General features: G+C 50.2%; 2 protein-coding genes. Both read left to right on the top strand.

All coding sequences use genetic code 11. The annotated features are described in order from the left end of the window. Window positions 1–10,536, top strand: a complete 10,536-nt coding sequence (locus AC3WTF_RS00695) for a type I polyketide synthase (protein ID WP_129003094.1) — start codon at window positions 1–3, stop codon at window positions 10,534–10,536. Then, complete coding sequence (locus tag AC3WTF_RS00690; RefSeq protein WP_492314153.1) at window positions 10,526–26,827, top strand: non-ribosomal peptide synthetase; 16,302 nt, start codon at window positions 10,526–10,528, stop codon at window positions 26,825–26,827. Before AC3WTF_RS00695 ends, AC3WTF_RS00690 begins: the two co-directional genes overlap by 11 nt. The last annotated feature ends 2 nt before the right edge of the window (window positions 26,828–26,829 follow it).

The raw sequence follows: 26,829 nt of genomic DNA, 5'->3' as shown, positions 1-26,829 counted from the left end.
ATGATATCGGAAAAAATCAATATCTCACTGGATCATCCCATCATGAAGGGCCATAAGGTCTTTGGTGAAGCGGTATTGCCCGGTCTTGCTTATATCGATTTGATTTATCAGGTTTTTCAGGAACACGGTTATGTATACAATGAGCTCGAATTGAAGCACGTTACGATTTATCAGCCTTTAACCGTCAGTGAAACGGCTGCAATCATTCTGACCATTCAATGTTCTGATAGCGGAGATGGAAAGTGGCTCATCTCCCTTTCAGGGCAGAAACAGCAAGGTGACGAGCTGTCAGACAATATACAATATGCGACGGCTGAAATGGTGAAAAGAGACGCTGTGACATTTGACGAAACCATTGATTTCGGCGATGTGAAGCAGTCAGGCAGATCTCTGAATCTTGATGACATGTATAACCGCTGCCTGGATCATGACTTGGTTCATTCCGGCATGATGAAATCGAACGGACGATTGTACGAAACAGAAGACGGCATGCTGGCTGAGCTTTCTTGCGAAGAAGGAAAAGATTTCTTTTTATTCCATCCGGCCCTTTTGGATGCGAGCGGAATCGGGGGGAGCGGTTTGCTTTCTGAAACAAACCGGCTTCACCTGCCTTTATATTATGAATCGTTCACGGCCGCCGACAGACTGCAATCTGAGTGCACGGCGCGTATCGCCGCTTCCGGCGTCCGTCAGGAAAAAGAACTCACAACGATGACGATCGAGTACTTCAGCCGATCCGGACAGAAGGTGGCGGAGCTTAAAAACATTACGGGAAAAGCGGTTCGGCTTGAAGAAGACGAGAATACAGCCGAACAGAATCAACAGGCTGTAACTGAGCCGGAAAGCACAGATGAAAAAGACATCATTCTGTTTTTAAAGAAGCTTTTGGCTGATAAGCTTAGGCAGCCTTGGGAGACGCTGGACGTTCTTGCAGGCTACTACGAGCTTGGGCTGGATTCATCTTCTTTGCTTGAGATTGTACAGGATATCAATAAAAAGACGGGTGCGGACCTCGCGCCCACTCTTCTCTTTGAATATACAAATATAAAAGAACTCGCAGCCTATCTGAAAAAGACCGTTTCATTTGAATGTGCGGAACGTGCAGCCGAACCACAACGGTCTGAAGCTGAAGCGCCGGACGCGCCAGAACATCATAAAAACACCGGAGACATCGCGATTATCGGAATGGCCGGCCGCTATCCGAAAGCGAAAAGTGTGGCGGAGTTTTGGGAAAACCTGAAGGCAGGCACGGATTGCATTACTGAAGTTCCGAAGTCCCGCTGGGATTGGAAAACATATAAAAACGTAACGTCCCCGTCAGGAAAAACAGTATCAAAATGGGGCGGTTTCATTGACGATGCCGACTGCTTCGATCCGCAGTTTTTCAGAATCTCACCGCGTGAGGCGGAAACGATGGACCCGCAGGAGCGCCTGTTTTTAGAAACATGCTGGGAAACGATTGAAGATGCGGGGTATACGCCTGAAACGCTGGGGAATAAAGGGGAGAAACAGCATCCGATCGGCGTATTTGCAGGGGTGATGCATAAAGATTATTCCTTAATCGGCGCAGAACAATTATCTGAAACTGATCCTTTTCCGGTTTCACTGAATTATGCGCAGATCGCCAACAGAGTGTCCTATTATTGTGACTTCCACGGGCCGAGCATCGCGGTGGATACCGTTTGTTCCTCATCATTGACCGCCGTTCATCTGGCCATTGAAAGCATCCGCCGCGGCGAATGTGAGGCCGCGCTTGCGGGAGGGGTGAACTTGTCGCTGCACCCGGCGAAATATCTCAGCTACGGAAGCGTGGGCATGCACTCAAGTGACGGCCGCTGCCGTACATTCGGCGAGGGCGGGGACGGCTACGTTTCCGGAGAAGGAGTCGGTGCGGTATTGCTGAAGCCGCTGGAAAAAGCCGAACAAGACGGCGACCGCATTTACGCGGTCATTAAAGGAAGCGCCGTTAACCACGTCGGGAAAGTAAGCGGAATTACCGTCCCGAATCCTGCTGCACAGGCAGAAGTCATTAAGGCCTGTCTGAAAAAAGCAGGTATCAGCCCGCGGACCGTCAGTTATGTGGAAGCCCATGGCACAGGTACTTCGTTAGGAGACCCGATTGAAATTGAAGGTCTGTCAAAAGCGTTCAGCCAAGGGACGCAGGATCAGCAATTTTGTTCCATCGGTTCGGTCAAATCAAATATCGGTCACGCAGAATCAGCGGCGGGGATCAGCGGGTTAACAAAAGCGGCGCTGCAGCTTCATCACAAAACGCTTGTCAAATCACTGCATTCTGCGGAATTAAATCCTTACCTGAAATTTGAGGAATCTCCTTTTTACGTACAGCAGCAGACTGCTCCGTGGAAGCAGCCGTCAGCTGAAGAAAACGGTAAAGTCACACATTATCCGCGCAGGGCCGGGCTCAGTTCCTTCGGTGCATCAGGTTCGAATGCCCATATCATTTTAGAAGAATACATTCAGCCTGAACAAAAAGCGCCTGCACCTGAGAACGATGCAGCAAAACTCATCCCGCTGTCAGCAAGAAATAAAGACAGGCTTCTGGCCTATGCGGAAAAACTAGCCCGATCGCTTTCAGAAAAGACGGTGCTGTCTGAACTGGCTTATACAATTCAGACAGGACGTCAAGCAATGGAGGAGAGAGCTGTCTTCCTTGTAAATGACATCCGCGACTTGAAGCAAAAGCTGAATGATTTCGTAAAAGGAAACGAAAACATCCCCGGTTTATGGCGCGGACAAGCTGAGCTGCCGGAGATGAGCGAAGCCGCTCCTGAGACGGATGATCCGATACGGCTTGCCGAGGTATGGGCAGAAGGGAAAACAGTAGATTGGAATAAGCTGTACGGTTCGGATAAACCGCGTAAAACAAGCGTTCCGACTTATCCGTTTGCAAAAGAACGCTATTGGATTCCGCAGCAGAAAAAACAGGAGAAAAGCCCGTCAGGCACAGTACTGCATCCGCTTTTACAAGAAAATACGTCAGATTTTTCGCAGCAGCGCTTCACGTCTCTTTTTACGGGAGATGAATTTTTCCTATCTGACCATGTCGTCAACGGACAAAAAATACTGCCGGGCGTCGCCTATTTGGAAATGGCCGCAGAGGCGGTCAAAAAGGCCGCTGCCGTGACGGAAAAAGGCCATAGCGTCACACTCAGACAGGTTGTTTGGGTCCGGCCGGTCATGATTGAAGACAAACCGAAAGAAATACATATTGCCCTTTACCCAGAAGATAATGGTGAGATTACCTATGAAATATACAGTGAGGCAGAAAACGGCGAAGATCCGGTTATTCACAGCCAGGGTGAAGCGGTCATTACCGAACCGGGAAGCGCCCAGATTGATATCGAGTCTGTCAAAACTTCCTGCAATTTAGGAATTGTGACTGCGGAAGAATGTTACGGTGCTTTTGAGAAGATCGGTCTGGATTACGGAGAGGCATACAGGGGCGTACAGCAATTGCTGATCGGAGAAGACCGATTATTGGCCCGTATTTCACTCCCAGCAGCCGTACATGACAAAAAAGAACAGTATACGCTTCACCCGAGTATGATGGACGCCGCTTTTCACGCTTCCGTCGGTCTGCTTGTCCGCTCAATACATGATGATGCAGACAGCCACGAGCTTTCTTTGCCGTTTGCGATGCAGGAAGTGGAAGTGTTCGGGCCGTGCCCTGAACATATCTGGTCATATATCCGGTACACAGAAGGCAGCAAAGCAGATGACAACGTAAGAAAATTTGACATTGATATGTGCGATGATGCCGGTACGGTTTATGTCCGGATGAAAGGCGCGTCCGTCCGGGCGCTTGACACAAGCCAAACAGCGGGCGGAGAAACCTCGGAGGCGCCTGTCGGCCATACGATGCTGATTCCGGCTTGGGAGCCTGTTGCGCTTGAAAAAGCCGGGGAAGCAGCGGCGGATAAGCAGACGGCAGTATTCGGCGGAACGGATTCGAGACATACGCGCATAAAAGAACATCTGCCGAACGCTTCCTATTATCCGATCAGAGGTACGGATGATATCACATCTCTTACGCACATGCTTGAAGGACAAAAAGAACTGGAGCAAATCATTTGGCTTGCTCCGCAGGCTGAGAGTGCGGACAGCCTCAAGGAACAGGAAAGAAACGTTCTTCATGTGTTCAAGCTGATGAAAGCATTACTTGCCTTAGGGTACGGAGAAAAACGTTTGGACTGGTGCATCGTCACAGCAAATGCCCAGCCGTTTTCGGATCAAGACAGCGCCGACCCGTCACAAGCCGCAGTCAGCGGACTTGCCGGAACAATGGCGAAAGAATATCCGCACTGGCATATCCGCATGATTGACACAGAAACGGACGGCAGCTGGCCGATCGAAGAGGCGCTCAGTCTTTCTGCCGGGAAAAACGGTCAAATTTGGGCGTACCGCAATCAGCAGCTGTTTGAGCGGCAGCTGATACCGCTTGACAATATGCCGAAAAACGGCACGCTGTACCAAACAGGCGGGGTTTATGCCGTGATCGGAGGCGCGGGGTATCTTGGCGAGGCATGGAGTGAATACATGATCCGCCGCTACAAAGCACGCATCATTTGGATCGGAAGAAGCACACTGAATGATTCCATACAGGCGAAACTCGACCGGCTCAGCGCATTCGGCCCGGCGCCTGAATATGTTTCCGCCGATGCCGCCGACAGTGCTTCCTTAGAGCGGGCTTATCAGTTCATAAAAGAGCGCCACACAAAAATGAACGGAATCATCCACTCGGCAATGGATCTGTCTGAGCAAAGCTTAAATAATATGAAGACAGAAGAGTTCAAATCGGTGCTGCGGGCAAAAGCCGATGTAAGTGTGTCCATGGCGGAGGTATTTGGACGGGAGCCGCTTGACTTTGCGCTCTTCTTCTCCTCGCTTGTGGCATTTATCCATAACGTGAAACAAAGCCATTATGCCGCGGGATGCGCTTTCAGTGACGCATTTGCGAAAGAACTTGATCAGACATGGAATTGTCCGGTCAAAGTGATGAATTGGGGCTATTGGGGCAACAGCGAAGCGGCTGAAGACGGCGACTTTATTCAGCTGATGGATCAGATCGGATTGGGATTAATCGAACCGGACGCTGCAATGGAGGCGCTTGAAACCCTTATGACGCTGCCGGTTGATCAGGCGGCTTTCATTCATACGACAAAACCGGTCGCAGTCGAAGGGATGAATGAAAGAGAAAAGATTTCTGTTTATCCGCCTCAGCCGCTTGTCTTTTCACAACAGCCGAAGGTCGCTCCGCCCGGCGCACGTCTTGTTAGAGAGGCTGAACATCAGGAGCTTGATGATTTTCTGTATCAGCTGTTGATCGCCCAGCTTAAAGAAGCAGACTTGCTGACGCCGCAAAGCCTTAAAGCGTATGAGCCCGAACATGAATACTTTAAAAAATGGCTCAATCAAACGATCGCTTTCCTTCTGGAACATGGCTATCTGGAAGGGAATGCGGATTCATATAAACTGTCGGCGCGAGCCGAAAACACAACCGCCTCCCTATGGAAAAAATGGGAGCAGGAAAAAGAGGAATGGCTCAATAACGCCGATACAAAAGCGATGACTGTTTTAGCCGAGACGATGCTTAAAGCACTGCCGGACATTCTGCGCGAAGACGTGCCGGCGACAGACATCATGTTCCCGCACTCTTCAATGGAACTTGTTGAAGGAATTTATAAGCACAATCAAGTCGCGGATTACTTTAACAGCGCCCTGTCAGATACATTAATGGCTTATGTGAAAGAAAACATCAGCAAACATTCAAAAGCCGAGATCCGCATACTGGAAATCGGAGCGGGCACAGGCGGCACAAGCGCAGGCATATTTGAAAAGCTTAGGCCGTATCAAAACCATATAAAAGAATACTGTTACACCGATGTATCGAAAGCTTTTCTCGTGCATGCGGAGACGGAATACGGCAAACGGAATCCTTATCTGACGTATAAGCTTTTTAACGCAGAAGCGCCGCTTGCCGGCCAGGACATAGAGCCGGGCGCATACGACATCGTCGTTGCGGCCAATGTGCTCCACGCGACGAAAGACATCCGCCAGACGCTGAGAAACGCCAAAGCCGTTTTAAAAGACAACGGTTTGCTGCTCTTAAATGAAATGGCGGGAAACAGCCTGTTCCCGCATATTACTTTCGGACTGCTTGAAGGCTGGTGGCTGCATGAAGATTCTGCCCTTCGTATTCCGGGGTGCCCGGGCTTGTATCCGGAAAGCTGGAAGCGCGTGTTAGAAAGTGAAGGCTGGCATTCTGTCTTCTTCCCGGCAGAAGCGGCACATGAATTAAGCCATCAGATTATAGCGGCAAAAAGCAACGGCATTGTTCGCCAAAAAACGCTTAAATCAGGGGCCGGAAAACGGACCGCTCCGCCAAAAGCAGTACATGCGCCGGAACTTCAGGCGCAAACAACGGTGCAAAAAGGCGACACGTCTTTAACAGAAAAAAGCACCGAGTACTTGAAAACGTTAATCGGAGAAACATTAAAAATTCCGCCGGCTCAAATTGATCCGAAAGCGCCGCTTGAAAAATACGGAATTGATTCTATCGTCGTCGTACAGCTGACAAACGCGTTACGAAATGTATTGGACCAAGTCAGCAGCACTTTATTTTTTGAATATCAGACGATTGAGGCGCTCGTCGCTCACTTAATCAAAACGAAAAAAGACGCGATGATCAAACTGACGGGACAAACGCCTGTTCAGGAAGAACGGAAGGCATCACCAGAACCGCAGGCTGTACAGCCGGCTAAGCCGCTTCGCACTGACTGGCGGCGGAGGGAAAAACGGGCAGCCAAAGAGACCGTCCGGCAAAGTTCGGTTCGCGACGTGGCCATCATCGGTGTTTCAGGACGCTACCCGCAGGCAAAAACAGCGGCTGAGCTTTGGGCTAATATTAAAAAAGGAAAAAACTGCATAGAAGAAATCCCGCGGGAACGCTGGAACTGGCAGGATTACTACGATGAAGAGAAAGGTAAAGAAGGCTCTATTTATACGAAATGGGGCGGCTTCATTGAGGATATGGACAAGTTTGATCCGCTGTTCTTTCAGATTTCTCCTTTGGAAGCGGAGCGAATGGACCCGCAGGAGCGATTATTTTTAGAAACGGCGTATGCGAGTATCGAGGATGCCGGCTATACGCCTGACAACCTGTGCCAAAGCAGAAAAATCGGTGTTTTTGCCGGCGCGATGAACAAAAACTACCCGACAGGCTACGGCTATTGGTCCATTGCCAACAGGGTATCTTACCTTTTTGATTTCCAAGGGCCGAGCATTGCCGTTGATACAGCCTGCTCTTCTTCTTTGACGGCCATTCATCTGGCGCTTGAGAGCATATACAGCGGTTCAAGCGAATGTGCGATTGCCGGGGGCGTAAACATAGTGACCGACCCGATCCATTATATGAATCTGTCAGTCATGAACATGCTTTCCGCAGGCGACACGTGCAAATCGTTCGGAGACCGCGCGGATGGTTTTGTCGACGGAGAAGGGGTAGGAGCGGTCGTATTAAAGCCGTTGGACCGAGCGATTGCCGACAACGATCACATTTACGGTGTGATTAAAGGAAGCACCATTAACAGCGGAGGCAAAACGAACGGATACACCGTTCCGAATCCGAATGCGCAGGCCGCCTTAATAAAAGAAGCTTTCGAAAGGGCAAACGTCCCGGCGCGCACCGTCAGTTATATTGAAGCCCACGGTACGGGGACCGCATTAGGAGATCCGATTGAAATCGCCGGATTAACGAAAGCATTTGAAGAGGATACAACAGACAAACAGTTTTGCGCCATCGGCTCCGCAAAATCAAATATCGGTCATTGTGAAAGCGCCGCGGGCATTGCGGGTCTGACAAAAATACTATTCCAGCTCAAAGACCGCCAAATTGCGCCGTCCCTGCACGCGGAACAGCTGAATCCGAATATTGATTTCGCGTATACGCCGTTTGCCGTTCAGCAGGAGCTCGGTGAGTGGAAACGTCCCGTCATCGGCGGCAAAGAGCTTCCGAGAAGGGCGGGGTTAAGCAGCTTCGGCGCGGGAGGAGCAAACGCCCACCTCGTCATAGAAGAATATACGGCAGACAAAGAGCCTGATGAGATGCCGGCAGATCAGCCCGCCATCATCGTCCTGTCCGCGAAAAACAGCGAACGGCTCACTGAAAAAGCAAAACAGCTCAGAGACGCCATCCGTGAAAAAAGATACAGCGGCAGCGACCTTATGAGCATAGCCTTTACTCTTCAGACGGGCCGGGTGCCGATGGAAGAGCGTCTCGGTTTTATCGTCCATTCACTTCATGAACTTGAAGAAAAACTGAATGGATTTACCTCCGGACAAAACAGCGCCGGACTGCACCGTGACGGCACGGAAGAAAACAAACGGATGCTTGCCGTATTTTCGGCGGATGATGATATGGAAACAATCATAGACGCTTGGATCAGCAAACGGAAATATTCTAAGCTGCTTGAGCTTTGGGTAAAAGGATTGGACATCGATTGGGCGAAATTATACGGAGACCGTCCTCCGGCCCGCATCAGCCTGCCTGCTTATCCGTTTGCGAAAGAACGCTTCTGGCATCAGCAGCCTGTACAAAGCAAGGCCGCGCCCGTTAACGCGCCGGCTGATGAAAGTGATCCGGCGGAACAATTTGAAGTAATGGCTTTTAGAGAAGTTCTTAAAGAACAGGCTCTGCCGGCAGCCGGAGAAAAGCAAGTCAAAACGGTGATTTCTTTCTTATCTGATCAGAAGAAGCAGCAGGAAGCCGTCTCTGTGATCAAATCGTATGACAGTGGCATTGACGTTATTTTTATCGCTCAGGGAGACCGGTATGAGGCTCTGTCCGCCGGCCGCTGCCAAGTGGTGCGGGAAGATCCGCAATCATATGTGAACGCTTTTGCGGATATTCAAAAAGAGTACGGTGAAGCTTCTGCCATTTTGTATTTATGGGCGCTTGAAGATAAAAGCTGCATCGAAGATTATTCATGTATCGTCCATATTCTCAAAGCAATGGCTGAGACCGGTCTGCAGCCGGAAAGGCTGTTATTGGCGGGGGAATATGCATCCGGTCTGGAAAGGTGCTACTTGGAATCATGGATCGGCTTTGAGCGTTCGCTCGGCATTGTTCTCCCGAAAACAAGTGTTACCGGCCACTTCAGAAAAGCCGGAGCGGCCATAACGGACTGGATGAGAACCATTTGGGACGAGCTGAAAGCTGAAACAGACCATACCGTTTTCTTGGAAGAGGGAAAACGATATGTCTATCACACCGAACCAACCGGACTAACGAAAGAAAACGGCAGGATCAGAACCGGCGGAACATATCTCATTACAGGCGGATTAGGAGGGCTCGGCTACTTATTTGCCCGCCATCTCGCCCGGAACTACCAGGCAAATGTCATTCTCACGGGGCGGTCGCCGATCAATGAAGAAAAGAAAGAAAAAATGAAAGACCTGGAAAATCTCGGCGCAGGTGTTCTTTACGCCGAAGCCGATGTTTGTGATCCGATCGGAATGGGCGACTGCATCAAGCGCGCGAAAGAACGATTCGGAGCCATTCACGGCGTCATTCATGCGGCCGGCATCGAAAGCAGAACATCCGTCTTTGAAAATGAAATCGGGAATTTCCGCAGTACGCTTGAACCGAAAATAAACGGAAGCCTGCTTCTTGACGAGTGGCTGAAAAACGAAACGCCTGATTTCATCTGCTACTTTTCATCCACATCGGCTGTTTTAGGAGATTTCGGCTGCTGTGATTATGCGGTCGCGAACAGGTTCCAAATGGCGTATGCCAACTATAAAAACGAACAATCAGAAAGCGGAAACGCTTTTGTCATCAACTGGCCGGTCTGGAAAAACGGCGGAATGGCCGTCGGCGGTGAAGAGACGACGGGCATGTACCTGAAATCAAGCGGCCAGCGCCTGTTAGAAACAGATGAAGGCATTGAGCTATTTGAGCGCGTCATTTCTCAAGACAACACCCAGTGCCTTGTCATTGCCGGCAAAAGAAGCCGTGCCGAACGATTTTTAGGCATACGGCGGGACGATTCATCAAAACCGGATGCGCTTTTGGAAACCGTGAGCCGCCGCATCCCGGAAGAAAGCGCAGAAAAACGGCTCGAAGCGGATTTGAAAGAGCTGATACACAGTCTGCTGAAAATATCCAAAGATAAACTCGTCCTGCATAAAAACTGGGCGGAATTCGGATTTGATTCCATCTATTTAGCCAAATTTGCCGCTCTTTTGACGAGTCATTACGGCATTGAAGTCACTCCGGCGTTATTTTACAGCTATGCCACGCTCGGAGACGTCACCAGCTATTACCTGACAGAACATAAAGAAACGATCGAAACGTTTTACCGAACGGAAGAAACCGAAACAGAAGCCGCCCCTCCGGATAACAAGGAGTATACGGATCAGGAGATCATCGCCATGATGAAACAGGTCTCTGAGGGGACATTAGATTTTAAAAGAGTGCAAGACATCATAGAAGGGAGTAAGACCTATGAATCATAAAGAACTTCTCGATGCCTACAGATCAGGAACGCTCACCATCGCTGAAGTAGAACAAAAGCTTCAGGCTTTCAAGCGGACAACTGCAAAACGTCCGCTTTCTGAAGGCCAGAAAGGTTTGTGGATGCTTCAGAAAATGTTTCCGGAGATGAGCGCATATAACATTCCGTTATGCTTTCGTTTTCAAAAGCTGGATATCGAGACATTCAAAAACGCCCTTTTGTCCGTGCAGCGCCAGCACCCTATTTTGACCAGTGTGATAAAAGAGGAAAACGGCCTTCCGTATCAGATAGAAGATACGGATCGGCATTTTCCGATTGAAGAAATGGATCTTTCTGAATTAAGCGGGCGTGACGCTCTTTCGTTTATTAAAGAAAAAGCAAAAGAACCGTTCGCGCTTGAAACCGGGCCGCTCCTGCGTGTTCAAGTATTCCGGCGGGCGAAGCGGGAGCCGATTGTGTTAATCACCATTCACCATATCATTTTTGACGGCGTCTCTCTTATGACGTTTATGTCGGCGCTGCTGGACGCTTATGTAAAAGCAAGTGAAGGCAAAGAACCTGTCATGCTTCAGCAGGCCGCAGATTATCATGACTTTGTGAAATGGGAAAAAGAGCTGCTGGAAAGCGAAGCGGGAAAAACGCATCTCTCTTATTGGAAAAAGCAGCTGGAAGGACCGCTGCCGGTGCTTGAGCTTCCGTCGGATTATCCGAGATCATCGGTTCAAACGTGCAAAGGGCAGGCGTATCAGCGCTTGCTTCCTGATGAACTGAACCGGCAGATTAAAGTGTGCGCCCAAAAACATAATGTCAATGAATCCGTTGTGTATCTCGCTATTTTCAAAGGGCTGCTTTATCAATATACGAATCAGGAAGATGTCATCGTCGGCATGCCGACGATGGGGCGTTCTGAGGCTCAATTTGAGTCTGTCATCGGATACTTTATTAATATGATCGCGGTCAGGAGCAGGGAGACGGGCGCCAAATCTTTTACGGCATTTTTGAAGGAGCTGCAGCTGACACTGGCAGAAGGGCTGGACCATGCCGCGTATCCGTTTCCCGCGCTTGTCAAAGAATTGAAGACGGAACGCTCGCCTGCGGTGTCGCCTGTTTTTCAAACCGCGTTTTTCTATCAAAACTTCTTCCGGACAGAAGGAGCGGAAAAGCTGGCGGAACTATATCAATCACTCGGCATTGAAATGATAGAAGACATTCATCAGGAAGGCGAATTTGAGCTTGCGCTTGAAGTCTATAAAAAAGAAACGGGAACCGTCCTGCAATTTCTGTACAACCCGGATGTCTACAGCCCTTCTTTCATCGAACGAATGGCGGAGCATTATATGAAACTGGCAGAAAAGGTGCTTTCTGATCCGGAGATCGCTTTTGAAGCCTGTTCCGGTCTGCTCAATCAAAAACGGGATGAAAGCCGTTCATCCCATCAGCCGAATGAGCGCTGCATTCATGAAGTGTTTGCGGAAAAAGCCGGACGCCACCCTGACAGAGAAGCCGTCACATTCGGTGAAAACAGTCTTACATATCGCGAATTAGATGAACGAAGCACGGCGCTCGCTGTGTACCTGCAAGAAAAGGGCGTCACACCGGAATGCCCGGTCGGCATTTGTACGGAGCGTTCTTTTGAGATGGTCATCGGCATCCTCGCCATTTTAAAAGCGGGAGGCGCGTATGTACCGCTGGACCCGGCTTTTCCAAACGAACGGATGGCGCACGTGTTGACTGACAGCGGCGTGTCAATCGTATTAACGCAGGAAAAGACGCGCGGCATGATTGAACAGTTGGCCATCGGCGGTGTAAGCACGGTGGAAATTGAAAACAGCGGACGTTCTGTCAGCGGGGCAAAACTGACGCCGCGTTCAAAACCGCATCATCTCGCTTATATTCTATATACGTCCGGAAGCACGGGAAAACCGAAAGGCGTCATGGTTGAGCACAGAGCCATCATGAATACGCTGCAGTTTTTGGAAGCTGAGTATCCGGTCGCACAAGAGGATGCCTATCTGTTAAAAACGAATTACGTATTTGACGTTTCGATTTCTGAATTATTCGGCTGGTTTATCGGAAACGGACGGCTTGTCATTTTGCCGCCTGGTGCAGAAAAAAATCCGCAGCTTTGCATGGAATATATCCAAACCCACCAGGTCACGCATCTGAATTTTGCGCCCGCCGTGTTTAATGTATTTCTGGAAACGGTAAAGCGGCATACGGCATTTACAGAAGACGGCCCTGTGAAATATGTGATGGTGGCCGGAGAGGCGTTTCCGAAAGATTTAGTTAAAAAGTCAGTTTCCATCTTCAAACATGCCAGAATTGAAAATATATACGGCCCGACGGAAACATCCATTTATGCCGCTTACTACAGCTGCGGCCAAAAGGAAATCACAAGCAGGAATACGCCGATCGGGAAACCGATTCACAATACGCGGCTTTATATCGTCGATGAAAAGCTCAGCCCCGTCCCTGCCGGTGTGGCCGGGGAGCTTTGCGTGGCCGGCGCCGGTCTGGCCAGAGGCTATTACAATCAGCCTGAGCTGACGGCGGCATCATTTATTGATAATCCGTTTAGTGAAGGAGAAAAACTTTACAAGACAGGTGATTTGGCCAGATGGCTGCCTGACGGAAATATAGAATATGCCGGCCGGATTGACAGTCAGGTGAAAATCCGCGGCTTCCGCATCGAATTGGGAGCGATTGAAACGAAATTGAGCGAACATCCGGATATCCTTGACCAGGCGGTTGTGGTTCAGGAAAAGAACGGACATAAAAAGCTGATTGCTTATTATACGGCCCGCTCCGGTCATACGGCAGACGAAAAAGCGCTCCGCAACCATCTTTTATCGAGTCTGCCGGATTATATGGCGCCTGCCCATTTTATCCGTCTGGATGCGCTGCCGTTAACACCGAGCGGAAAAGTGAACCGCAAAGACCTAAAACAGCGCAAGGTAATCGTTCACCGGTCTGAAAAGACGGGCAGACTGCCGTTATCAGAAGCGGAAGCGAAAGTGACCGCAATATGGGAAGACCTGCTGAATACGGCGGGCATCAAAATCGAAGACGGCTTTTTCGATGTGGGAGGCGACTCGCTTCTGGCTGTTGCGGCGGCAGAACGCATTAAACAGGAGCTTGAATGCGATTTTACCGTCACGGATTTATTCGAACACTCTACCATTCAGGCGATCAGCCGATTTATTGTTGAAACAAAACAGGCGGCTGAATCAGAGGCGTCCTGCCAAGATGAGAGAGAAAGAGAACAAACACCGCAAAACGGGGTGCCGTCTTACTTTGATGACAGTGTGGCGATAGTGGGGATCTCCTGCCAGTTCCCCGGCGCGAAAAATCATCATGAGTTTTGGAAGCAGTTAAGAGAAGGAAAGGAAAGCGTCCGGTTCTACTCGGAAGAAGAACTTCGGGAAGCCGGCGTGCCTGAAGATTTGATCGAAAATCCCGACTATGTGCCGGCATTATCGACGATAGAAGGAAAAGATCTCTTTGACCCTGAGTTCTTTCACATTTCTCCGAAAGACGCAGAATTTATGGATCCTCAGCTTCGGCTTCTGCTGCTTCATTCTTGGAAAGCCGTCGAGGACGCGGGATATGTATCGAAAGAGATTCCGAAGACAAGCGTTTATATGTCGGCAAGCAATAATTCGTATCGGTCGCTTTTGCCGGAAAAAACGACAGAAGGCCATGAATCTCCCGACGGCTATGTGTCATGGGTGTTAGCGCAGAGCGGCACGATTCCGACGATGGTTTCCCATAAGCTCGGATTAAAAGGGCCAAGCTATTTCGTTCATTCCAATTGCTCATCATCATTAGTCGGTCTTTATTCAGCCTACAAAAGCATAACGAGCGGAGAATCGGAATACGCGCTCGTCGGCGGAGCAACTCTGCATGCAGCGAGCAGCATCGGCTATGTGCACCAAAACGGATTGAATTTTTCAAGCGACGGGCATGTCAAAGCATTTGACGCTTCAGCCGACGGTATGGCGGGCGGAGAAGGAGCGGCCGTCATTCTGCTGAAAAAGGCGTCACAAGCCGTTCAGGACGGAGATCACATATACGCCATGCTCAGAGGCATCGGTCTGAACAATGACGGAGCGGATAAAGTCGGTTTTTACGCACCAAGTGTAAAAGGTCAGACTGACGTCATCCAGCATGTTTTAGACAGCACGAATATTCACCCGGAGACGATTTCCTATATCGAAGCGCACGGCACAGGAACGACATTGGGTGATCCGATTGAAATGTCCGCGCTGCAGCAAGTGTATAAACGTTACACGGACCGGGAGCAGTATTGCGGGATCGGCTCCGTAAAAACGAATATCGGACATTTGGATACAGCAGCAGGTCTGGCCGGGTGCGTCAAAGTCGCCATGAGTTTATATCATCGGGAGCTGGCGCCTACCATTAATTACACGTCACCGAATCCGAATATCAAATTCAGCGGTTCGCCGTTTTATGTGGCGGATAAGAGAAAACCGCTGCCGGAGAGAGAGACGCCGCACCGCGCAGCGTTAAGCTCATTCGGACTCGGAGGAACAAACGCACACGCCATTTTTGAACAGTATGAAAACAAAACGATCAGCGGATCAAATGACGGACAGCCGCCTTATATCGTTCCGCTGTCAGCGAGAAATAAGCAGCGTCTTACTGCCTATGCATCTTGTTTATCCGGCTTTCTGGATGAAGCCGAAAACGATGTTTCCTTGCATGATCTGGCATTTACGTATCAGACCGGACGTGAAGCGATGGAAGAGAGAGCCGTTTTTATCAGTCATGATCGTCACGATTTGAATCGTCAGCTGCAGGATTTCATCAACGGCAATGACCAAAACATCTTACGGGGCGAAAAAGTGAGAAGCAGAGAAGTGTCAGCTCAGGAGATGGAAGAGCTTGCGGCATGTCAGACACGGGATGAAAAGCTGAAAGCACTCGCGGCGCTCTGGGTTGAAGGAGCGCGTGTCGATTGGGGCTTATTGTATCCGGATTCCGCGCCGCAAAGAATCAGTGCGCCGACCTACCCGTTCGCAGAGGAGCGCTTCTGGCCGGAGGAAACGGTGAAGCAAACGGATACCAAACTTTTGCATCCGCTGGTACATCAGAATACATCCGTCTTGCAGGAGCAGCGGTTCAGTTCGGAATTCACGGGAAAAGAGTATTTTATTGCTGAGCATATCATTAAAGGAATGGCGATCGTGCCGGCTGCCGTTACCCTTGAGATGGCACGGGCCGCGGCGGAGAAAAGCATCGGCGGGGCAACAGAGGAATCTCTGGGCCTGCGCTTAAAGAATATTGTATGGGTCCGTCCGGTGATAGCCGATCAGGAGGCTGTCCGTGTCCATATCGGACTTTATGAAGAAGAGGACGGACAGATTCATTACAGAATGTACGGGGGTAACGATTCTATCGGTGAAGAAGCTCCTCTTTATAATCAGGGCATCGCTGAAATCATCCGGAAGGAACCGGAGGAAGCGGCGGATATTGAGCAGCTGAAGCGCCGGTGCACGCAGGGAACAATCGAATCTCAAGCGTTTTACAAAGGAATGATCGGCGCTGATTACGGGCCCGGATACAAAGGGGTGCAGCTTGTATACAAAGGCGAAGGCCGGCTGCTTGCTAAATTGAAGCTTCCTGAATCCGTCTCTCATACAAAAGCTGATTATATCCTTCATCCGAGTATGATGGACGGTGCGCTTCAGGCCGCCGAATATTTGCAAAACGTGACGAGAGCGCTGCTTGCAGAAAGCGGGGAACCATTCAAAGCCGCATTGCCGTTTGCTTTAGAGGAGCTGGACGTTCTGAATCCGTGCGCTGATGATATGTGGGTGCACGTCACATTCAGTGCGAACAATAAAGCCGGCGATCCTATCCAAAAAGCCGATATTGATTTATATGACAATAACGGCGGGCTTTGTGTGCGGATGAGAGGTTTCTCAACGCGGATCATGGAAGAAAACGCGGGTGCCGGCGTTTCGGTCAGCCGTACGGACACATTGCTCGCTGAACCGATCTGGAAAGAGCAGACGGAACCGGCGGACCACGAGCCAACGTATGAAGAGCATATTATTTTCCTTTGTGAGTACGATGAAGCCGTAAAACAAGCTGTCGAAGCAAAGCTTGAACATGCAAGCGTCATTATCTTGGACGAGCGTCCCGCATCTATTGCAGAGCGGTATCATTCTTATGCGGGCCAGCTGTTTGACCATATCAAAACCATAATGAAAAGCAAGCCGAAGGGCCGCGTTCTTTTTCAGGCTGTTACGCGGTCAGCAGGCTTACAGCGGGTGTTCTCAGGCATTACCGGCCTCTTCAAAACCGCATGCCTTGAACATTCCAAGCTGATCTGTCAAATGATCGAAGCCGAGGAGAAAGAAAGTGCTGAAGGCATAGCGGAAAAAGCGTCCGAAAACCGTATGCATGCCGAAAGCGTCCATGTGAAATATGAAAACGGCAAGCGCTTTGCCGCTGATTGGGAAGAGATGGATATTTCTCAAGCGGAGCCGGACATTCCGTGGAAAGACGAAGGCGTTTATCTCATTACAGGAGGTGCGGGAGGTTTAGGTCTGATCTTTGCAAAAGAGATCGCAAACCGTACAAAAGACGCCGTCATCATACTAACCGGCCGATCCGTTCTCAGAGAAAAGCAGAAAGACATGCTGGAAACAGTACGTGCTGCCGGCGCTTCTGTTTTCTATGAGCAGACCGATGTCACGGACGAAGCAGAAGTATACCGATTGATCCGCAATATCCGCAAACGGCATGGCAAGCTGGACGGGATTGTTCACAGTGCCGGCATTATAAAAGACAACTACATGGTGAAGAAGACGGCAGAGGAATACCAACACGTTCTCGCTCCGAAAGTGAAGGGCCTTGTGTATCTTGATGAAGCGTCACAACATGAGAAATTAGATGTCTTTATTGTCTTTTCATCCTTATCAGGTGTGCTTGGAAGCGTCGGCCAGGCTGATTATGCGTCTGCAAATGTCTTTATGGAGATGTATGCCGAGTACCGCCGTTCTTTACAAGCCGCAGGACAAAGATACGGAAAGACGCTTTCTGTCAGCTGGCCGTTATGGAAAGAAGGCGGAATGCAGGCAGGAAAGCAGACGGAAGATATGCTGATGCAGGAGGCGGGAATCGCACCGCTCGGCACAGATGCCGGCATCAAGGCTTTATATCAAGGCTTGATGAGCGGGACAGCCCGGATGACGGTTGTTGAAGGAGATGTGAAACACATGAAAGCAAAACTGTTCCGCAAAGAGAATGATCATCCGGAAGCAGAGACCGGCGTACGTCATGACATTGATGCTGACAGCCTGCTTGAAAAAGTGAAGCATCTGTTAAAACAGCAGACGGCCTCACTGTTAAAAGTAAACATTGACAAAATTGATCCTCATGAAGAAATGACAAAATACGGGCTGGATTCTATCTCGATGACTGAGTTTACGAACCAGTTAAACAAAACGTACCGGCTTACGTTAACGCCGACGATTTTCTTTGATCATCCGACAATCCATGAATTTGCCGTTCATTTAATCAGTGAATACGAAGAGGAATTTGCCGGACGGTTTGCGGTAAATACAAAAACGGTTCAATCGGCAAGACCGGTAAAAGAGACTCAAATCACGCGCCCTGCCGTTAAGCGACGCCGCACTCTGCCTGAGACACTTCCGCAGACAGTGCAGCGGGGCCAAGGGCCGGAACCGATCGCAATCGTAGGCATCAGCGGGATTTTCCCGATGGCAGAAGACATTGAAGCTTTCTGGCAGAACCTGAAAGAAGGCAAAGACTGCATGACCGAGATTCCGAAAGACCGCTGGGACTGGCGGGACTATTACGGGGATCCCGCAAAAGAAGCCAATAAAACAAACGTCAACCAAGGCGGGTTTATTGACGGGATTGCTGAATTTGATCCATTATTTTTCGGGATTTCACCCCGGGAAGCGGAGCAAATGGACCCTCAGCAGCGCCTCTTGCTGACGTATGCGTGGAAAGCGATCGAAGATGCCGGGTATGCGTCAAAGAGTCTCTCAGGCACAAAGACAGGTGTGTTTATCGGGACCGGAAATACCGGCTACGGTTCGCTTTTAGCCAAGACCGATGCGGCGATTGAAGGGTCATCCGCGGCGAATACAAGTCCGTCTGTCGGACCGAACCGTGTCAGCTATACGCTCAATCTGCACGGGCCGAGCGAACCGATTGATACCGCCTGCTCAAGCTCGCTCGTTGCCATACACCATGCCGTTTCTTCAATTGAAGAAGGAACGTGCGACATGGCTTTGGCGGGAGGAATCAATACGATTGTTCTTCCGGATGTGTATATCAGTTTTGACAAAGCGGGCGCGCTGAGTAAAGAAGGAAGATGCAAAACGTTCTCTGATCAGGCTGACGGTTTTGCCCATGGTGAAGGAGCCGGTCTCTTTTTCCTCAAAAAGCTGAAAGCCGCTGAGGCGGATGGGGACCATATTTACGGCGTCATTAAAGGAAGCGCGGTGAATCACGGCGGCCGCGCGGCATCTTTAACAACGCCTAACCCGAAACAACAGGCGGAAGTCATTAAAGCCGCATACAAAAAAGCGGGCATTGATCCGAAAACAGTCTCTTATATCGAAGCGCACGGCACCGGAACAGAACTGGGAGATCCCGTTGAAATTAACGGCCTGAAACAAGCGTTCAGCTCGTTTGCAGACGGAAAAGAGAAAGCGGCCGGCTATTGCGGCTTAGGGTCGGTCAAAACGAATATCGGCCATTTATCCCTTGCCGCGGGAGCAGCGGGCATTATTAAAATTTTGCTGCAGATGAAGCATCGGACACTAGTAAAAAGTCTCCACTGTGAGACGGTAAATCCGTACATTCAGCTTGAAGACAGCCCGTTTTATCTGGTGCGGGAGACAATGGAATGGAAGACGCAGACGGACGAACGCGGAAACGAACAGCCTCGCCGCGCGGGCATCAGCTCATTCGGCATCGGAGGCGTAAATGCCCACGTCGTCATCGAAGAATACATTCCAGAAGACAGAGAGGAAGCAGATGATTTTCATATCGACCCATGTCTTTTCGTTCTGTCCGCCAAAAATGAAAAACGCCTGAAAGAGCAGGCAAAACAGCTGAAACGTGCGCTTACTGAAAAACGGTACGATCAATCCTCCCTCGTTTCTATGGCATATACCCTCCAAATCGGAAGGGACGCCATGGAAGAACGTCTGGCGATTATTGCCGGATCTGCAGAAGAACTGCAGGGAAAACTGTCACAGTTTATCACTGGAGATAAGCACGCGGACTTGTACAGAGGAAGAATAGACAAAGGCACGCTGCAAATGCTGACGGAAGATGAAGAAATTCAAGAAGCCGTTGAAAAATGGATGGCACGCGGCAAATACGCGAAGCTGCTTGAATTATGGGTCAAAGGGCTGAACGTCGATTGGGCGAAGCTGTATGGAGACCGTCCGCCTAAACGCATGAGCCTGCCGTCGTATCCTTTTGCAAAAGACCGCTATTGGGCGGCAAAAAGCACCGGAAAACACGAAAAAACAAGCACTGTATCTGCGGGAAAACAAGACACGCTTCATCCGCTTCTGCACAGAAATACTTCAAACCTTGCAGAACAGCGGTTCAGTTCAATCTATACAGGAAAAGAATTTTACCTTGCGGACCATGTTGTAAAAGGCGTACCGATTTTACCGGGAGTGGCACATCTTGAAATGGCGCGCGCAGCAATGGAACAGGCATCTGAAGTTCCGGCCGGACAAGGAAGCGTCAAGCTTAAGAATACGGTTTGGGTGCGGCCGATCACCATTGAAGACGAGCCGGTTCATGTCAACATCCGTCTCATTCCTGAAACGGCAAATGACGTTCAATTCGACATTTACTGCGGCCGGAAAACAGATCAGCCGTCCGTTTACAGCCAAGGGGCAGTATCAGTCCGCCCTGACGCCGAGGCACCGGTCATTGATCTCCAAAAGCTGAGATCACAATCCGCCGAGACACCGTTTTCTGCAGATGAAGTGTACGATATGTACCGCAAAATCGGTTTTGATTACGGCCTGGCTTTCCGGGGTGTCAAAGCGATTTATACAGGTGATGATTTCGTATTGGGCAGACTGTCACTTGATGCGGCTTGTGCGGACACGGTACAGGAGTATGTCATGCATCCGGGCTTAATGGACTCTGCATTGCAGGCATCAAGCATATTAACCGGAACAAATGATGAAAAACTGATGCTTCCGTTTGCGGTTCAGGAGCTTGAAGTATTCAGCGCATGCGCTGCCGAGATGTGGGTTTACGCCAGACTTTCTGAAGACCACAAAGCCGGCCAGGTTGAAAAACGCGATCTTGATATTTGTGATGAAAACGGCAAGGTTTGCGTAAGGCTGAAAGGTTTGTCATTCAGAATGGCTGAAAAAGAACCTGAGAAAAAAGAAAAAGCTCCGGGAACGCTCATGCTTGAGCCGGTATGGACCCGAAGCGATGAAACTGCTACTCAAACGGAACCGGTTTTTGCCCGGCATATCGTGTTGCTTTGTGACACAGACGCCGGATTGAAACAAGCCGTTGAAGCCGCGGGAGCTGAATGTATTGAAATGACCTCCCAGCACGGGAAAGCGGCGGCGCGCTTCCGTGATTATACAGGACGGATATTGGAGACGCTGCAAAAACTGCTGAAGGAAGAGACGGATGGAGATGTCCTCATCCAGACGGTTCTCTCTAAAACAGATAAGCATCAGCTGCTCTCAGGCATTTCAGCTCTGTTAAAAACAGCCGGCCTGGAACATAAAAAACTGAAAACCCAGCTGATTGAAATAGAACCGGCGGAAAACGGCAGAATCACAGACATCATCAGAGAAAATAAAACACGGGCTGATGACAGCCATATCAAATATGAAAACGGCATCCGATACAGCGCAGATGTCAAAGAAACGGCCGTGTCCGGCGGCAAAATACGCATTCCGTGGAACGACGGAGGCATTTATCTCATTACCGGAGGAGCCGGGGGCTTAGGCTTTATTTTCGCGAAAGAAATCGCCCGCAAAGTCAAAGAGCCGACACTGGTTTTGACAGGCCGTTCCGCATTAAGCGAGAATCAGCGGATGCAGCTGCAATCGCTTGAATCACTCGGAGCAAAAGCGGAATACAAGCAGGCTGACGTAACAAACGCTCAAACTGCGGCAGACCTGGTCAAAACAATTGAGACGGAATATGGCGGCCTTCACGGCATCATTCATAGCGCGGGTGTGATGAAAGATCAGTATATCGCAAAGAAAACAACCGAAGAGTTTTACAGTGTATTGGCTCCTAAAACGGACGGATTTGTCAACCTTGATGAAGCAACCGAGCATTTAGCGCTGGACTTTTTCATCGTTTTCTCATCCATTTCCGGCGTCACCGGGAATGCGGGACAGGCGGATTATGCGGCGGCAAACGCATTTATGGACAGCTATGCGGCATACCGCAACGCACTGGTTACCGCAATGTACCGGCATGGTCACACATTGTCAATCAATTGGCCGCTTTGGAAAAACGGCGGAATGCAAGTCAATGAAGAAATGGCGAAGCTCACCGAAAAAAGAACCGGCGTAACGCCGATGCGCACTGAGACCGGAATAGAAGCTCTTTACAAAGCATGGAGCACGGGGAAAACAAGCGTGCTCGTCATGGAAGGAAACCGCGCCGTAATGCGGGAAAAGCTGCTTCAAAAGACTCCTGCAGCCGCTTTTGCACCGGTTAAGAAAACGGAGGAAACGCCTGTGCCGAAAGACCTGACGCCAAAACTTCAGGAATTGCTGGCAAAAGAGGTTTCCGGGCTTCTGAAAATAAACATTGAAGAAATCGATATCGAATTGGAGTTTAATCAATACGGATTTGATTCCATTACGCTGACGGAATTCGCCAACAAGCTGAATGACACTTATCAGCTTGATCTGACACCGACCGTATTTTTTGAATATGCGACGATTCAAGCCTTGGCGCATCATTTAGCAGAAGACTATCAAACACAATTTGCCGGCAGCACACAGCCGAAAGAAGAAAAACAAAGCAGCGTAACTGATGATGGCGGCATCAGACTGGCGGGGAACAAACGATTTGCAAAAACTGCCGTACAGCCTGTTCAGACGGCGGCTGAACATAAACCGGAACCGATCGCCATTGTCGGCATGAGCGGAGTGTTTCCGAAGGCCGCAAATATTGATGAGTATTGGCGCAACTTAGAAGAAGGAAAAGACTGTATAACAGAGGTGCCGGCGGATCGCTGGGACTGGCGTGAGTATTACGGTGACCCGCTTAATGAAGCCAACAAAACAAATGTAAAGTGGGGTGGATTTATTGACGGAGTTGCGGATTTTGATCCGCTGTTCTTCGGAATTTCACCGCTGGAAGCCGAACAGATGGATCCCCAGCAGCGCTTGTTAATGATGTATGCGTGGAAGGCGATAGAAGATGCGGGATATTCCGCTAAAAGCCTTTCCGGCACGAAAACAGGCCTGTATATCGGCACGGGGAATACCGGATACGGCTCACTGTTTTCCGACCTGGATATCGGCGGTGCGTCAGCCGCGAATATGAGTCCGTCAGCGGGGCCGAACCGCGTCAGCTATATGCTTAATCTGCACGGGCCGAGTGAACCGATCGACACGGCTTGTTCCAGCTCGCTGGTCGCGATTCATCACGCCGTATGCGCCATTGAAAACGGGAACTGCGATATGGCGATCGCCGGCGGCGTGAATACCGTCGTCACTCCGCAAGGCCACATCGCTTATGACAAAGCCGGCGCTCTGAGCAAAGAAGGGAAATGTAAAACATTCTCCGACAGGGCGGACGGATTTGCCGTCAGTGAAGGTGCCGGAATTCTGTTTTTGAAAAAGCTGTCAGAAGCGGAAAAAGCGGGCGATCATATCTACGGCGTCATTAAAGGCAGCGCGGTCAACCACGGCGGACGCGCGAACTCCTTGACGACACCGAACCCGAAAGCCCAGTCGGAAGTCGTCCGAACGGCTTATGACAAAGCAGGCATTGATCCGAGAACAGTCACTTATATTGAAGCACACGGAACCGGAACGGAGCTTGGCGATCCGGTCGAAATCAACGGCCTGAAATCCGCCTTTCAAAAGCTGTACGAAAAAACAGGCGATTCCGCCGTTTACGCGAGTCACTGCGGTCTGGGTTCGACCAAAACCAATATCGGCCACCTGTCACTGGCAGCCGGTGTCGCGGGTGTGATCAAAGTGCTGATGCAGATGAAGCATAAAACACTTGCAAAAAGCCTCCACAGCGAGGTCATCAACCCGTATATCAAGCTGAAAGACAGTCCGTTTTACATCGTACAGGAAAAAAGAGAATGGACGGCATTGAAAGACGAAAACGGCAATCATCTGCCGCGCCGTGCGGGAATCAGTTCTTTCGGCATCGGCGGCGTAAACGCCCATGTCGTCATTGAAGAATATATCCCGAAGGAAGAAAGAAAAACAGCTGTTTTCACACACCCTCAAATCTTTGTGCTGTCGGCCAAAGAAGAAGAGCGTCTGCAGGAACAGGCGCAGCAGCTGGCGCAAGCTTCTTTTACGGATGCGGATCTTGCCGATGTTGCTTACACGCTTCAGCAGGGGCGTGATGCCATGGAAGAAAGAGCGGCCATTATCGCTTCCTCGGCTGAAGAACTGCGGGACAAGCTAAAGAGCTGTGCGAAAGGACGTTATGATATAGCGGGTATTTATAAAGGAAAAGCGGGTAAAACCTCCCTGAAATCCATTCTGGCAGGCGCAAACGGCGAAGCGGATATCGAAGAGCTGATAAGCCGCCGAGAGAATGACAAGCTTGCGGAATTATGGGTGCAGGGCGCGGATATCAAATGGGACGGCCTATATTCTGATATCAAGCCTCAACGGATGAGTCTTCCTGCTTACCCGTTTGCGAAAGAGCGGTACTGGATCACGGACAATCGGCCGAAAGCAGAGAAACCGCAAGCTGTGCCGACGTCGCGGGTGCTGCACCCGCTGCTTCACGAAAATGTATCAGATTTAACAGAGCAGCGGTACCGATCCGAATTTACGGGACAAGAGACGATTTTCACCGATCATCTTATTAAGGGCAAGCCGGTTATGCCGGGCGTTGCCTACTTGGAAATGGCTAGGGCGGCGGTTGCTCAGGCAGTCAAAGGGCAAAAGGAACGTCCATCTGTCACCCGCCTGAAAAACATCGTTTGGGTTCGGCCGATCGAAGCGGGAAACCGCCCGATTGAAGCGCAGATCAGCCTGAACCCGAGGGAAAACGGTGAAATCGTGTATGACATTTACACGGATTCACAAACAGAAGCAAGCGGCAGGCAGATACACTGTCAGGGCGCTGCCGGCATTCTCAGCGCCGGGGAGGCTCCGCACCGTGATATAGGCGCACTGAAAGCTCAATGCGGCCTCAGTATACTGACTTCTGAACAGTGTTACGGCTTATTCAGCAAAATCGGCATTGACTACGGTCCCGGACAACAAGGAATTCAGCAGATTCATATCGGAAGCAATCAAGCGTTGGCTGAGCTCCGGCTGCCTTCCTTCCTCGAAGAAACGGCAGATCAATACGTTCTTCACCCGTGTATGCTTGATTCAGCTTTGCAAGCGACAATCGGTCTGAAGCTGCACGCCGATGATAACCAGCTGTCACTGCCGTTCGCCCTTGAAGAACTGGACATTTTCAGCCCGTGCACGACAAGCATGTGGGCGTATGTCAGCTCCCGGGGAACGGATGAAAAAATACAGCGTATGGACATTGACTTATGTGATGAGACAGGCCGGGTCTGTGTCAGAATTAAAGGGATTTCTTCCAGAATGATGGAAGGCCCCGCGCCGGAAACATCATTAAATGGAGCAAACCTTCTGGCTCCGGTGTGGGATCTCGCGGAATTCCGTGATCAAAGCCCGGCATATAAGACGGAAGAGGTTGTCTTTATCGCGGGGGATGAGGAAAGCGCGGCTTTTCAATTGCATCATCCTTCTGCGAAACGGCTTCATATCAACCCGGAGGATGAAATAGAGGCTGTTGCGGCTGAACTGAAAGCAACAGGGTCTTTCGGGCATATCGTATGGATCGCTCCTTTTCACAGCGCTGATGACATGGTAAAAGCTCAGGATGCGGGCGTCATCCAGATGTACAGAGTGATTAAGGCCATGCTTGCTTTAGGATATGGAGGCAAGCGAATCAGCTTGACTACAGTCACAATAAAAACACAGTCCGTACAGCCGGCGGACATTATTGATCCGGCTCATGCAGGCATTCACGGTTTGGTCGGCTCGCTCGCAAAAGAGTATCCGAACTGGCAAACAAGGCTGATTGATGCCGGATGTCCGGAAGATGTTTCAAAGGCGGAGCTGTTCTCAGCGCCGTTTGATGAGCAAGGCAATACATGGGCGTACCGGAACAATCACTGGTACAAACAGCGCCTTATTCCTGTACAGCAGCCGGTGTCAAGCCGGCCCGCCTACCAAAAAGGCGGCGTTTATGTCGTCATCGGCGGCGCGGGGGGCATCGGCGAGGCATGGAGCGAATATGCCGTGAAAACATATCAGGCGCGAGTCGTTTGGATCGGCAGACGAAAACATAACAGCGCCATTCAGGAAAAAATCGACAGACTCAGCCAATTCGGCCCGGCGCCGATTTATATTGAAGCTGACGCGGCAAATCCGAATGAGCTCACACGGGCGTATGAAACGATCAAACGCACGCACCCGCAAATTAACGGAATCATCCATTCCGCAATTGTTTTAGAGGATCAGAGCCTGGCAAATATGCCGGAAAGCCGTTTGAAAAGCGTGCTCGCTGCGAAAGTCAATGTCAGCGTGAATATGGCCCGCGTGTTCCAAAATGAGCCGCTGGACTTTGCTTTGTTCTTCTCATCTGTTCAATCATTTGCACGAGCGGCCGGACAAAGCAATTATGCTGCCGGATGCAGTTTCAAAGATGCCTTTGCCGCTCATTTGGCTCAAGTTCGGCCGTATTCGGCGGCAGTGATGAATTGGAGCTACTGGGGCAGTGTCGGAATCGTATCATCTGCCGACTATCAAGAACGGATGAAACAGGCGGGAGTCGGATCAATTGAAGCACCGGAAGCAATGGCGGCGCTTGAACGATTGCTCGGCGGCCCGTTGAATCAGTTCGTCATGATGAAACAGGCGGAAGAGCCGGAGGAAAAACCGGAAGAAATGATAGAAGTATACCCTGAACATCACGGCTCGGCGATGCAAAAACTGCGAAGCTATCAGCCTAAAGTAACAAGACATGTACAACAATTGAGTTAAGG

The organism is Bacillus sp. EB106-06-01-XG163 (genome assembly GCF_058791615.1).
This window is presented reverse-complemented; position numbering and strand designations above follow the sequence as displayed.

Excerpts from the sequence above, each read along its gene's own strand:
- AC3WTF_RS00695 (WP_129003094.1), top strand. The coding sequence starts at position 1 with ATGATATCGGAAAAAATCAATATCTCACTGGATCATCCCATCATGAAG.
- AC3WTF_RS00690 (WP_492314153.1), top strand. The coding sequence starts at position 10,526 with ATGAATCATAAAGAACTTCTCGATGCCTACAGATCAGGAACGCTCACC.